The sequence below is a fragment of the Trichlorobacter thiogenes genome, from assembly GCF_900167465.1.
In the GTDB taxonomy this organism is placed as follows: domain Bacteria; phylum Desulfobacterota; class Desulfuromonadia; order Geobacterales; family Pseudopelobacteraceae; genus Trichlorobacter; species Trichlorobacter thiogenes.
The window spans coordinates 42,191-54,206 of sequence record NZ_FUWR01000014.1; the positions used below are offsets into that span (position 1 = coordinate 42,191).

Consider the following 12,016-nt stretch of genomic DNA (forward strand, 5'->3'; position numbering starts at 1 on the left):
CCCTTTACAGACGTAAAGACAGGCGCACTAAAACGCCTGTCTTTACGGTAGTGTGTCTATACCTCATACCGACAGAAAAGACTGTTTCTATTTTGCAATCACCCAGTCTTTGTTCTTGATCTCAACCATCACAAAGGCATCTTTGTTCAGGCCGGCATGATCTCCAGCTGAAAAGTTAAAGGTACCACCAATGCCGTGAAAATCCTTGAGCCCTTCCAGGCCGGCACGGATTCCTTCAGTGGTTGCCCCACCCTTTTCAATGGCAGCCTTGACCAGCATCACACCATCCCAGGCATGGCCACCAAAGTGGTCACCTTCAGCCTTGAAATGCTTTTGATAATCCTTGACATAGGCCAGAAGCGAACCTTTTTGAGGATCATTCTTGGGCAGTACATCTGAAACAATCACCTTGCCGGATGGCAGTTTGACACCTTCTGCTGCATCACCAGCCAGGGCAATAAACTTCTTGGAGGAGACGCCATGGCTCATGTAGAGCGGCAGCTTAAGTCCAAGCTGTTTGGCGTTCTTGGCAATCACTGCCGGACCAGGATTGGTACCCCAGACAATCAGTACCTGGGCCTGTGAGCCGCGAATCTTGGTCAGCTGCGAGGTCATGTCAGTATCTTTGGGGCCATAGGTGTCATCAACCACAACCTGCATGCCAAACTTGCCTGCCAGAGACTTGAGCTGCTCCCGACCAGAAGCGCCAAAACCATCAGAGACGGTCAGGATAGCAACCTTGTTCTGCTTATGTTTTTGCAGGTATTCATAGATCTTTGCCACTGCCAGACCGTCATTCTGGGCAGTCTTGAAGACATAACGTTTAACCGGGTCGGTTATCTTGCTGCCTGCTGCACAGGAGATCAACGGCACCTTCTCCCGTTCAGCAACCGGAATCACCGCCATGCTCTCACCCGTGGTGCTGGGCCCGATAATGGCAATCACCTTGTCATCCTTGATCAGTTTGGTGGCCATCTGCACAGCCTTGGTGGCATCACCGGCAGTGTCATACACCACCAGTTCAAGTTTTTGCCCTTTAATGCCGCCTGCCTTGTTGATGCTGTCCACCACCATTTTAGCGGTATTGCGTTCTGGCTCTCCCAGAAAGGCGGGAGGACCGGTCACTGAAAAGAGGCCACCGATCTTGATGGTACCGGCAGCAAAGGAAAGAGATGCAGTAAGAAGCAGCAGTGCTGCAGTTGTCAGAGTTGTAAATCGGAAACGCATGCTGGTATCTCCTTTATTTCAGTATGGACCAATCGCCCTTGTGAATCTTCACCATTTCAAAGGCTGACAGATCCAGGCCGTTGTGATCGGTAGCCGCCATGTTAAACACACCGGAGACACTGACCAGCTTTTTGGTCTGCTCCAGGCCGTCACGAATCTGGGCAGGAGTTACACCCTTGGTCTTGATGGCATTGGTTACCAGCAGGAACGCATCGTAGGCATAGCCGCCAAAGGTAGACGCCTCAACGCCGTGAGCCTTTTTGTAGGCAGCATCATATTCGCGTAACAGCTTCTGTTGCGGATCATTTTTAGGCAGCGCATCATACACAGCAAGCTTTCCTGCAGGCAGCATGATCCCTTCCGCTGCTGCCGGGCTGGCCAGTTCAATGTACTTTTTGGAGGCAACACCATGGCTCATATAGACCGGTGTCTTAATCCCCAGCTGCTTGATATTTTTGGTGATAATGGCAGGACCGGGGTTAGTACCCCAGCAGATGATCGCATCAGCCTTGCTGGAGCGGATCTTGGTCAGTTGCGGGGTCATATCGGTGTCTTTGGGGCCATAGGTTTCATCAGCGACAATCTTGAAACCCTTTTGAGCAGCAGAGACCTTCAGCTGCTCACGACCTGATGCGCCAAACCCGTCAGTTACCGTAAGAATAGCCAGATTCTTCTGCTTAACCTTGGCAGCATACTGCAGGATCTTTTCCACTGCCACATGGTCATTGGCCGGGGTCTTAAAGGTAAACTTGCGATCCTTGGCAGGCTCGGTGATCTTGATGCCGGCTGCGCAGGAGATCAGCGGAATCTTCTCTTTCTCGGTCAGGGCCAGCACAGCCATGGATTCACCAGTGGTGCTGGGGCCGATGATGGCAACCACCTTGTCATTCTTGATCAGCTTGGTGGCCAGTTGCACCGCCTTGGTGGCGTCACCGGCAGTATCATAGATTACTGCCTCAAGTTTCTGGCCATTGATGCCACCCTTGGCATTCAGATCAGCCACCAGCATCTCCAGAGTCTTCTTTTCTGGCTCACCCAGGAATGATGCCGGACCGGTCACGCTGAACAGACCACCGATCTTGATCGTACCGGCTGCCAGAGCCATTGTTGCACTGCAAAGCAGCACTGCTGCCATACTGCAGACCATCACCAGTTTTTTCATGCTCTCCCCCTGTTTAACTACATTGAATAGAGTCGCTCACCTGCAAGGATATTAAAATTGTTGGCCGTTAGTGTGGCAATCGCCTTGTCGGTCTCATCAAAGCGGAAGATGATTACCGCATTGCCACCACAACGTTCCACAAAGGCATACATATATTCAACATTGGTGTTATCCCGATCAAGAGCCTGCAGAATGGTGGACAGGCCACCGGGTTGATCCGGCACCTCAACCGCCACCACTTCAGTTTTAGAGACCGTAAAACCTTTATCCTTCAACACTGCCTTGGCCTTTTCAACCTCATTCACGATCAGGCGCAGGATCCCGAAATCAGAGGTATCAGCCAGAGACAGGGCACGAATGTTGATGCCTGCCTCGCCCAGAATACGGGTGATCTCGGCCAGACGGCCGGACTTGTTTTCTATGAAGATGGAGATCTGTTCAACTTTCATCTGTAGTCCTCCTTGTTAGCTTGAAATAAGAAACGAGGATTTTTTTTGTTCTGGTACAGTCGGCAAAAAAATGGCGCGGAGGCGTACACGAGAGGTACGCCGCACAAGGCATTTTGATAGACGGCTGTGCCAGGGCAGAAAAAGACCGTTTCTACAGCTTCCGATTATCGCGCACACGCTGCGCCTTGCCTTCACTACGCTGAATAGTCTTGGGCTCCACCAGCTTAACCGTGCAGGTAACCCCCAGCATATCCTTGATCTCTTTCTCGATCTGGCGTGACAGGGTCTGCAACACCTTGATTTCGTCAGAGAAGATCCGCTCATCCACCTCCACCTGCACCTCAAGGGTATCCAGGTTATCCTTGCGATCAACAATCAACAGGTAGTGGGGCTCAACCCCCTCAATCCGTACCAGAATTGATTCAATCTGGGACGGGAAGACGTTCACACCACGGATGATCAGCATATCATCGGAACGTCCGCTCATCCGGGCGATCCGGCCATGGGTCCGTCCACAGGCACAGGGAGCATAGCTGATACTGGTGATATCACGGGTACGATAACGGATCAGCGGTATGCCCTGCTTGGTGATGGTGGTGATGACCAGCTCACCCTTTTCCCCTTCAGCAACCGGCTGGCCGGTCTCAGGATTGATAATCTCCGGTATGAAATGATCTTCCCAGATATGCAGACCATGCTTTTCTTCGATGCACTCAATCGCTACACCAGGTCCCATGATCTCTGACAGACCATAAATATCAATGGCATCCAGACCAAGATTGGCCTCAATCTCGCCCCGCATCGCCTCAGACCAGGGCTCGGCGCCAAAGATGCCGACCCGTAGCTTGGAGGATTTGATATCCACCCCTTCTGCAGCAGCCTCTTCAGCCAGATACAGGGAATAGGACGGGGTACAGGTCAGCACGGTGGAGCCAAAATCCTGCATGATCATGATCTGACGCTTGGTATTGCCGCCAGAGATCGGGATAACTGATGCCCCCAGTTTTTCAGCACCGTAGTGGGCACCCAGGCCACCGGTAAACAGGCCATAGCCATAGGCGTTGTGGATGATATCACCCTTATGGGCACCGGCAGCCATAAAGGAACGGGCCATCAGTTCAGACCAGGTCTCGATATCCTTCTGGGTATAGCCAACGACGGTCGGCTTGCCGGTGGTGCCGGACGAGGCATGAATCCTGACGATCTCCTCCATGGGGGCTGCAAACAGACCATAGGGATAGGAGTCACGCATATTCTGCTTGGTGGTAAAGGGCAGACGCTGCAGGTCAGCTAAGCTCTTGATATCTTCAGGCTTGATACCGGCAGCATCAAAGGATTGCTTGTAAAACGGCACGTTAGCATAGACCCGTGCAACAGTTGCCTGCAGACGCTTCAGTTGGAGCGCCTCCAGAGCTGCACGTGGCAGGGTCTCAAACTCTTCATTGAAATAGTTGGCCATAGAAAAACTCCAAAACAAAAACTAAAATTATTAACGCAGAGACGCAGAGACGCAGAGACTCAAAGAAAACAAGGAAAATAAAGGAGGTAAAAAACTATTGATTTTCTCTGCGTCTTTGCACCTCTATTTTAACCTCTGCGTTAAAATGCCTTTTACAACCCACGACCAAATTCAAAAGCCTTCAGGTTGATCTCCAATGCCTTCTTGGGCACCATCTTTTCCAAAGCCTGCTGCCAGACCCCGTCAGCAATCTGCAGACGCTTGGAAACCGCACCCAGCATCACCGTATTGGCAGCCCGCACATCACCGGCCTTCAACGCCAGTCCCTGACCATCAACCAGCAGAAAATCAGGGAATTTGGCCTTTATTTTTTCAGGTAATGCTTGAGGATAGACAGCCTGCCCCAGCAGTATTGAAGGAGGGGCGATCTTGTAATCATTGGCCACCACGGTAGCACCTGGCTTGAGCAGCGACAGGTAACGATAGGTCTCCAGCAGCTCAAAGCCGAACAGGATATCCCCCTGCCCTTCTGGCACCACCGGAGAAAAGACCTCTTTACCAAAACGGACATGGGAGACCACGCTGCCGCCCCGCTGGGACATGCCGTGAATCTCGCTCTTCTTGACATCAAAACCTGCCAGCATAAACGCCTCTGACAGAATCTCCGAAGCCAGCAGAATCCCCTGCCCACCTACTCCCACCAGGAGGATGTTTGTGATTGTGGTATCCATTACTTTCTCCCCCCGATGGCGTTGAATTTACAGAGCTGCTGACAGACCGTACAACCGGTGCAGAGCTGCGGGTCAATAAAGGCCTTGCCTTTGTTGCCATCCGGGTTTGGTTTCCACTCAATGGCAGGACAGCCGATCCGCAGACAAGCCTTGCAGCCGGTACACTTGCCCTGATCCACCTCCAGGATCTTTCCTTTTTCAAAACGTCCAGCCCCCTTGATCAGGCAGCAGGGACGATTGGTGATGATCACCGATGGCTCTGGGCGGTTCATCTCTTCTTCAATGGCCAGTCTGGTGGCATCCAGATCATAGGGATCAACCACACGGACATGCTTGATGCCCAGCACCCGGCACAGTTCCGGGATATTCACCTCAGATGTTTCTTCACCGGCAAGGGTAAAACCAGAGGCCGGGTTTTCCTGACGGCCGGTCATGGCCGTAATCCGGTTATCCAGAATAATTACCGTGGCCGGCGCCTTGTTCCAGGCCATCTCCATCAAACTGTTGATGCCGGTATGCAGGAAGGTGGAATCACCGATCACCGCCACTACCCGCTTCTGCTCTTCCGGGGGCAGCGCCCGCACCATACCGGAGCCCATGCTGATGGAGGCCCCCATGCAGACACAGGTATCCATGGCATTCAGAGGAGGCATAAAGCCCAGGGTATAGCAGCCGATATCACCGGTAACATAGGCGTTGGCACGGTTCAACTGATAGAAAACACCACGGTGGGGACAGCCGGGGCACATGTTGGGCGGACGGGGCGGTACCGGTTCAGCAGCAATGACTTCTGATGCAGCAACCTTGATGATACCGGCCTTGGCAAAGGCAGCCTGAATCCGGCCAGGTGACAGCTCACCACACAGTGTGGTCAACTCCTTGCCCTGGCAGGCAATTCCCATCGCCTTGACCTGATCTTCAATAAACGGATCAAGCTCCTCAACCACAAACAGCTGCTTGACCTTGGCAGCAAACTCACGAATCAGGGCATGCGGCAACGGCCAGACCATGCCCAGCTTCAGCACACTGGCATCAGGCAGCGCTTCACGAACATACTGATAGGTCACGCCGGCGCAGATTACACCGATCTCGCTGGAATGGAGCTCCATCCGGTTAATAGCAGCAGAGCTGCCGTAGTCCGATAACTTGAGCGTGCGTTCTTCAACCAGGGGATGGCGAACCCGGGCATTACCGGGCAGCATTACCAGCTTGGGTGCGTCTTTCACCAACTTGGGAGTTGGCAGGCCAGTAACCCGCTCACCCAACTCCACCACTGACTTGCCGTGGGAGATGCGGGTGCAACTGCGCAGCATCACCGGGGTATCAAACTGCTCAGACAGCTCAAAGGCCAGTTTGGTAAACTCTTTGCACTCAGCTGAATCAGCCGGTTCCAGCATCGGAACCTTGGCAAATTTGGCATAATTACGGCTATCCTGCTCATTCTGAGAGGAGTGCATCTCCGGATCATCAGCAGCAATCAGCACCAACCCGCCCTTGACACCGGTATAGGAGGCGGTAAACAGCGGGTCAGCAGCTACGTTCACACCGACATGCTTCATGCAGGACAGAGCGCGTGCCCCACCAAATGAAGCGCCAATCGCAACCTCAAGGGCAACTTTCTCATTGGGGGCCCAGGAGGCGTTGATCTCTTTGTAATTGATGACATTCTCAAGGATTTCAGTGGAAGGGGTACCGGGATAGGCACTGGCCACCAGGCAACCAGCCTCATAGGCGCCCCGTGCAATGGCCTCGTTGCCGGACAGAATTTCTTTCATAGGGACACATCTCACTTTACGACATAAAAATAGACTTAAAGGCGTAATTTATACACGTTGATACACTGTATTGTCAATTCGTTTACTCTTGTTTCATATCCTCAAATGGGCGAATCTTCACGCTTTGTGAAGCGGCCCAGTTTGTGGTATGTAGACTGACACGTAGCAGATTATGCCACCGGTCTACCGGTTACAAAACAGGAGCCTGTTTTTGCCATGCCTTCGCTGCTTGAACTGAGAGATCTTACTATCCCTGGCATTGTCAGCAACCTGGACCTGAGTCTATCCCAGGGACAGATTGCCCTGTGCAGAACAAGCGGGGAGCAGGAGACCAAACAGTTTCTCAGGACCGTTATTGGCGAATCCGCACCAGAATCAGGATCGGTACTGTTTGATGATCAACCGCTCTATGAGCTTGATCAAGACCAGCTGTTCAGAATCAGAAAAAACGTGGCTACGGTCACTGCACAGGCAGGGTTAATCTCGAACCTGAAGGTCTGGGAAAATATCACCCTACCCCTGTTGTACCACCATGGCATTGTGTCTGATCAAGCAGCAGAAAAAGCCATGCAGCTACTTGAAAAACTTGGCTACAAAGGTAACATCTGGGCACTTCCTGGGCATTTGAGCTATGCAGAGCGAATAATGGCCGCCTTTGTCCGGGCAGCTATTTCTTCACCACGTCTGATGGTGTATGCTGAATGCCTTGACGACCTGCCCAGGCAGCACCGGGAAAATCTGCTGACACAGGCCATCGCCCTGCAAGACCAGGCTGATGCACCTGCAGCACTGTTCATTATTACAGGCGATATCCAGCTGCCGCTACTGGTTCCTGATATTACCTGTGACCTGCGCTATAATCCGCCACAGATCACGAGGCATACATGATCACGCAACAAGACCCCAGATTCAAAAACCTTGAACGAAAAATCGGCCTGTTTACCCTGTTGGCACTGGCTGGTGTGGCACTGGTAGTGCTGCTGGTGGGTGTCCAGAAAGACCTTTTCAGCCCCAAATACAGCCTGAACGTGACCGTTGACCGTGGTACCGGCTTTACCAAAGGGATGCCGGTCAAGCTATCCGGTTTCAGGGTGGGACGAATTACTGATATGGCCTTGAATGAGCAGGCCATGGTTGAAATCACCATTGAAATTGCAAAGAAATACAGCAAATGGATCCGCAGCGACTCAACCGTCAAGCTGGTTAAAGAAGGACTGGTGGGTGACAGTATTGTTGAAGTTGCCGTAGGTTCTCTGGATAAGCCGGAGCTGAAACCGGGTGAATCCATCACCTACCTGAAGACCAAAGGGCTGGATGAACTGGCAGATGAGATCGCTGAAAAGGTTAAACCGGTGCTGATTGAGGTGCGGGATATTATCGGCTACGTCAATGACCCCAATGGTGACCTGAAAAAGACTATCCGTAATCTTGAGGTACTGACCCGGCATCTTGAGGCGACCCGTAGCAATGCCGATACCCTGCTGATAAGCACTACCCGCAACCTTGAGGCGATCAGTAACCGGACCACAACCTTGCTGGATACCACCACCCGCAAGATTGACAGCCTGGATGTGGCCAAACTGAATACAACCCTTGATAAATTTCCGCCGCTACTGGAAAAGACCGACGCTGCCATGGCCAATGTAACCGCCATTTCAGCAGAAACAAAAAAGCTGTCGCAACAGGCATTCCCTCTGATCCCAGGGGTACTCTCACGCACTGAAGAGCTTTTGTTCAGTACTGACCGGCTGATGAACACCCTGAACAGTTCATGGCTGCTGGGAGGTGGTTCAGCCCCTGCCCCGGTCCGTTCCTTCAAGGCAGGTGACAGCCATGACTAATACATTTTTGAAGTTGGCACTCTGTGTGGCGGTCTGTGGCCTGTTAAACGGGTGTGCCGCTAACAAGGCAACCCAACTGAGCGAACATGAACGCAGGGTTACTAATCTTAATGAGCGGGCTCTGGATAGCGCTGCAAAAGGATATGACACTGATGCCCAGAAACTGCTGCAGGAGGCGTTACAACGTTCCTTGGCACAGGATGACCGTAGTGGTGTCACTGTAACCTTGTTGAACCAGAGCAGGCTTGCCCGTCATGGCGGTAACCTGCAGTTGGCTGCGCAGCTGGTGGAACAGGCCCTTGTCAGTGCAACCGGCACCACACAGTATGCCGATGTTGCCCAGGAAAAGGCCTTACAGGAGCTGGCGGATAATCGCCTTGCAGAAGCTGGTCGCTGGGCTGAGATCGCCCGAACATCAGAAAAGGGCAACCTGCTGGGCCGTCGCCTGAATCTGCTGGCGCGGATCGCCTTGTTAAAAAAGGAAAGCAACGCAGCAACCCTCCTGGCTGAACAGGCCTTGGCAGCCAACAAGGGTGATGGTATGGAGCTGGAGCGGGCAAACTCGCTGCGGATGTTGGGATTAATCAGGGCGCAGGAGAGACAGTTTGATAAGGCAGAAGAGTTTCTGCAGGAGGCGCTGAGCCTTGACAAGCAACAGGCTGCATCCGCAAAGATTGCAGCAGATCTGGAAGCATTGTCAGAACTGGCTGGATTAAAGGGTGACAAGAACCTGCAGCAGGGCTATTCGCAGCGGGCTAAGACGGTACGGGAAAACAACAGGGTAGTATCAAAACAGTAAACAGCAGATCAGATCAGACTGTTTCGCCAGCTATAGGCCTTTTTCTGACAGGCAAGGACCAGGTCAGGACACACTCCCAGCCGTCCAAGACATTGCTCTGCCTCTTCAAACTCAAGCTGCTCAATCATCTCTGCCAGACAAAGCATGGTGCCCAGATCGCCCTCATGGGCTATCATGGCGCCAACAAGATCATCCGACAAATTCAGACTTTTACGCATCTCATCTGCGCCGATCTCAAAGACATCCTTGAGGACAGACAAGGTTCCCAGCATAAAACACTCATCCGGCTGGGCATAACGTAGCAAACGTGTCTTTTTCAACTCAAGTCGGGCCATTTCCTCCATAAAGGCTGCCCGCACCGCTGCCATATCCAGAAGCGGATTATTCATCCCCAGGCCACCATCATCAGCAAAAATAGCCAGTTGCACCCAGCGCTTCAGGTGCTGCATCCCCACCAGCGTAATGGCATGACGCACGGTACGGATCTTTTCACGGGTAGCAAACGAGACCGAATTGACCAACAGCAGCAGTTTGTAGGTCAGGGCCGGACTTTGCTTAAAGGTATGCTCAATCTCATCAATATCAGCATTGCGGGAGAGTTGCTGCATCAACTGAAAAAAGGTACTGGCAGAATTGGTTAAACGAGTCTTCTTGATCAGCGAGGGGCGGGCAAAAAAGTAGCCTTGAAACAGCTCAAATCCCATCTTGCGGCAGCGCAGATACATATGTCGGCTGTCAACTTTTTCAGCCAGCAACGTAACCGGATAACGGTTAAACAGTTCAATCTCCCGATACTGATCTTCAAGGGGAGTGGTGATCATATCCACTTTAATTATGTCAACCAGACCATCATACAGCGCTTCATACTGAGGTTCATAGCGATGATCATCAAGAACCAGTTGATAGCCTTGCGCCTTCAGATTTCGGCAACGTTCAATAATTTCAGGGGTAATAGCAACATCTTCAAGCAGCTCAAGACCGATTGACGAGCCGGGAAGCAATTCTATTGCATCGCTTAACAGCATCTCTGCATCCACATTGATATAGCCGGGCAGATCGCCCAACATTTCATGGACACCGAAACTGGAGAGTACATCTAACATCACACGGGAGGTTGCCTGAACCGGACACTGAATGTTTGCAGATGCGATGGATTTTGGAGAACGGAACAGCAATTCATAGCCGACAACCTCTTCAAGGCCGTTCAGGATCGGCTGCCTACCCATCAGATAACTGTTACTCTCCACAAAAACTCCCTGGCTGATCATCTGTATAGTGCATTGATACTATACCATCTGTTTGAAATTTGTCATGTCAGTTTCTGTTTAATCAAATCAAGTCTGACAGCACCAAACCTTCAAGCAGACCATAATCACTGACTTTCATTGAGCTGAAACCAAAACGTTGGAGGGTAAGCAGGGTAATCAGGCTGCCAGCGATAATCAGGTCTTCACGACCTTTTTCCAGACCGGCAATTGAGAGACGTTCTTGAGGGGAAAGGGGCAACAGCAGGTTGTAGATACGTTGTATTTCCTGCTGTTCCAGCAGACAGTTGTTGACCTTGCGATAGTCATATTCTGTCATTTCCTGGGAGATGGCAGCCAGGGTAGTAGCTGTACCGGCAGTACCCACCAGCAGGGTGTTGGGGGAAAGTGCAATCTGTGCCTGTGCCATCTGCTGCTGCAGGCTGTCCAGTTCACGTCCAATCTTATCCGCCATGGCTGCAGGATCAGGTTTACCTTCGGTCAGCCGCACCACCCCCAGCGGCAGGCTATGCACAAAAAGGGGGCAAGTGCCCCGAGCAACAGTATACTCGGTACTCCCCCCCCCTACATCAAACATCAGTATCTGTTCCGGCTCTTGATCCAGACCAGCCAGTACCCCGGCCAGGGTCACGCGGCCTTCAGTTAGACCGTCGATAACCCCAAGCCTGATACCGGTTTCCTGGGCCATCTGATCCACAAAGGCCGGGCCATTGACTGCATCACGAACTGCGCTGGTTGCCACAGCACGCACCGTATCTACCCCATGCCTGCGAATGGTCTCAGCAAACTGGTGCAGGCAAGTTCTGGCACGCTGCATGGCATCTGCAGCCAGACCGGTTTCACGGCTGAAACCGCCCCCCAGACGAACAATGGTCCGGTTAAGGGCCACCTGCTCAAACTGCCTATCATCAAACAGATCAGCAATCAGGAGCCGTGCGGTGTTGGTTCCAAAATCAATGGCTGCAATACGACGAGACATGCTTACTCGCCGTCCAGGATACGCTCCTTCAGCTCTTTACCAACCTTAAAGAACGGCAGTTTCTTCGGCTTAACTTCAATCGGCTCACCGGTTTTGGGATTACGACCAGTATAGGCACCATACTCCTTAACCACAAAGCTCCCCAGGCCACGAATTTCGATCCGCTCACCAGCGGTCATCGCCTCGCTCATGGAGTTAAAAATCATGTTGACCACCTCTTCAGCCCGCTTGTGAGAGATCTCGCGTTGGAGTGCAAAGGTTTCGATCAGTTCAGACTTGTTCATGGTACGCTCCTTGTTGTGCAGATTCGCTATAAAAAAACAGCTTAT

General features: G+C 52.1%; 12 protein-coding genes. 3 read left to right on the top strand and 9 right to left on the bottom strand.

Features of this window, described 5'->3' with window-relative positions; all coding sequences use genetic code 11:
* Nucleotides 1-87: 87 nt before the first annotated feature.
* From B5D39_RS12065 to iorA, 6 genes are all read right to left on the bottom strand, one after another.
* Complete coding sequence (locus tag B5D39_RS12065) at nucleotides 88-1,227, bottom strand: ABC transporter substrate-binding protein (RefSeq protein WP_078790722.1); 1,140 nt, start codon at nucleotides 1,225-1,227, stop codon at nucleotides 88-90.
* A 13-nt stretch (nucleotides 1,228-1,240) separates the two neighbouring features.
* Nucleotides 1,241-2,389, bottom strand: a complete 1,149-nt coding sequence (locus B5D39_RS12070; RefSeq protein WP_078790723.1) for an ABC transporter substrate-binding protein — start codon at nucleotides 2,387-2,389, stop codon at nucleotides 1,241-1,243.
* Between the two features lie 17 nt (nucleotides 2,390-2,406).
* Nucleotides 2,407-2,838 (bottom strand): ACT domain-containing protein, encoded by a 432-nt coding sequence (locus B5D39_RS12075; RefSeq protein WP_078790724.1) that lies wholly within the window; start codon nucleotides 2,836-2,838, stop codon nucleotides 2,407-2,409.
* A 151-nt stretch (nucleotides 2,839-2,989) separates the two neighbouring features.
* The gene (locus B5D39_RS12080) at nucleotides 2,990-4,297 is read right to left on the bottom strand and encodes a phenylacetate--CoA ligase family protein (protein ID WP_078790725.1); all 1,308 of its coding nucleotides are present in this window, start codon (nucleotides 4,295-4,297) and stop codon (nucleotides 2,990-2,992) included.
* Between the two features lie 152 nt (nucleotides 4,298-4,449).
* Nucleotides 4,450-5,028, bottom strand: a complete 579-nt coding sequence (locus tag B5D39_RS12085; RefSeq protein ID WP_078790726.1) for an indolepyruvate oxidoreductase subunit beta — start codon at nucleotides 5,026-5,028, stop codon at nucleotides 4,450-4,452.
* Nucleotides 5,028-6,803, bottom strand: a complete 1,776-nt coding sequence (iorA, locus tag B5D39_RS12090; RefSeq protein ID WP_078790727.1) for an indolepyruvate ferredoxin oxidoreductase subunit alpha — start codon at nucleotides 6,801-6,803, stop codon at nucleotides 5,028-5,030. The genes B5D39_RS12085 and iorA overlap by 1 nt, the downstream gene beginning before the upstream one ends.
* A gap of 216 nt (nucleotides 6,804-7,019) precedes the next feature.
* On the opposite strand from iorA, the gene B5D39_RS12095 reads away from it, so the two are divergent.
* Genes B5D39_RS12095 through B5D39_RS12105 form a run of 3 tightly spaced genes read left to right on the top strand, consistent with a single transcriptional unit; the run spans nucleotide 7,020 to nucleotide 9,443 of the window.
* A complete protein-coding gene (locus tag B5D39_RS12095; protein ID WP_078790728.1) occupies nucleotides 7,020-7,691 on the top strand; it encodes an ATP-binding cassette domain-containing protein in 672 nt (223 codons plus the stop codon).
* On the top strand, nucleotides 7,688-8,644 hold the full coding sequence (locus B5D39_RS12100; protein WP_078790729.1) for an MlaD family protein: 957 nt from the start codon (nucleotides 7,688-7,690) through the stop codon (nucleotides 8,642-8,644). Before B5D39_RS12095 ends, B5D39_RS12100 begins: the two co-directional genes overlap by 4 nt.
* A complete protein-coding gene (locus B5D39_RS12105; RefSeq protein WP_078790730.1) occupies nucleotides 8,637-9,443 on the top strand; it encodes a tetratricopeptide repeat protein in 807 nt (268 codons plus the stop codon). The genes B5D39_RS12100 and B5D39_RS12105 overlap by 8 nt, the downstream gene beginning before the upstream one ends.
* A gap of 8 nt (nucleotides 9,444-9,451) precedes the next feature.
* On the opposite strand, the gene B5D39_RS12110 is transcribed toward B5D39_RS12105, so the two are convergent.
* The 3 genes from B5D39_RS12110 to B5D39_RS12120 form a co-directional block, all read right to left on the bottom strand.
* Complete coding sequence (locus B5D39_RS12110; RefSeq protein WP_078790731.1) at nucleotides 9,452-10,711, bottom strand: EAL and HDOD domain-containing protein; 1,260 nt, start codon at nucleotides 10,709-10,711, stop codon at nucleotides 9,452-9,454.
* A gap of 61 nt (nucleotides 10,712-10,772) precedes the next feature.
* Nucleotides 10,773-11,687, bottom strand: a complete 915-nt coding sequence (locus B5D39_RS12115; RefSeq protein ID WP_078790732.1) for a Ppx/GppA phosphatase family protein — start codon at nucleotides 11,685-11,687, stop codon at nucleotides 10,773-10,775.
* A 2-nt stretch (nucleotides 11,688-11,689) separates the two neighbouring features.
* On the bottom strand, nucleotides 11,690-11,971 hold the full coding sequence (locus B5D39_RS12120) for an HU family DNA-binding protein (protein WP_012469905.1): 282 nt from the start codon (nucleotides 11,969-11,971) through the stop codon (nucleotides 11,690-11,692).
* Nucleotides 11,972-12,016: the final 45 nt, after the last annotated feature.

What these genes read in the sequence shown, in the direction of transcription:
- B5D39_RS12065 (WP_078790722.1), bottom strand. Translation starts at nt 1,227, where the DNA reads ATGCGTTTCCGATTTACAACTCTGACAACTGCAGCACTGCTGCTTCTT.
- B5D39_RS12070 (WP_078790723.1), bottom strand. Translation starts at nt 2,389, where the DNA reads ATGAAAAAACTGGTGATGGTCTGCAGTATGGCAGCAGTGCTGCTTTGC.
- B5D39_RS12075 (WP_078790724.1), bottom strand. Translation starts at nt 2,838, where the DNA reads ATGAAAGTTGAACAGATCTCCATCTTCATAGAAAACAAGTCCGGCCGT.
- B5D39_RS12080 (WP_078790725.1), bottom strand. Translation starts at nt 4,297, where the DNA reads ATGGCCAACTATTTCAATGAAGAGTTTGAGACCCTGCCACGTGCAGCT.
- B5D39_RS12085 (WP_078790726.1), bottom strand. Translation starts at nt 5,028, where the DNA reads ATGGATACCACAATCACAAACATCCTCCTGGTGGGAGTAGGTGGGCAG.
- iorA (WP_078790727.1), bottom strand. Translation starts at nt 6,803, where the DNA reads ATGAAAGAAATTCTGTCCGGCAACGAGGCCATTGCACGGGGCGCCTAT.
- B5D39_RS12095 (WP_078790728.1), top strand. Translation starts at nt 7,020, where the DNA reads ATGCCTTCGCTGCTTGAACTGAGAGATCTTACTATCCCTGGCATTGTC.
- B5D39_RS12100 (WP_078790729.1), top strand. Translation starts at nt 7,688, where the DNA reads ATGATCACGCAACAAGACCCCAGATTCAAAAACCTTGAACGAAAAATC.
- B5D39_RS12105 (WP_078790730.1), top strand. Translation starts at nt 8,637, where the DNA reads ATGACTAATACATTTTTGAAGTTGGCACTCTGTGTGGCGGTCTGTGGC.
- B5D39_RS12110 (WP_078790731.1), bottom strand. Translation starts at nt 10,711, where the DNA reads ATGATCAGCCAGGGAGTTTTTGTGGAGAGTAACAGTTATCTGATGGGT.
- B5D39_RS12115 (WP_078790732.1), bottom strand. Translation starts at nt 11,687, where the DNA reads ATGTCTCGTCGTATTGCAGCCATTGATTTTGGAACCAACACCGCACGG.
- B5D39_RS12120 (WP_012469905.1), bottom strand. Translation starts at nt 11,971, where the DNA reads ATGAACAAGTCTGAACTGATCGAAACCTTTGCACTCCAACGCGAGATC.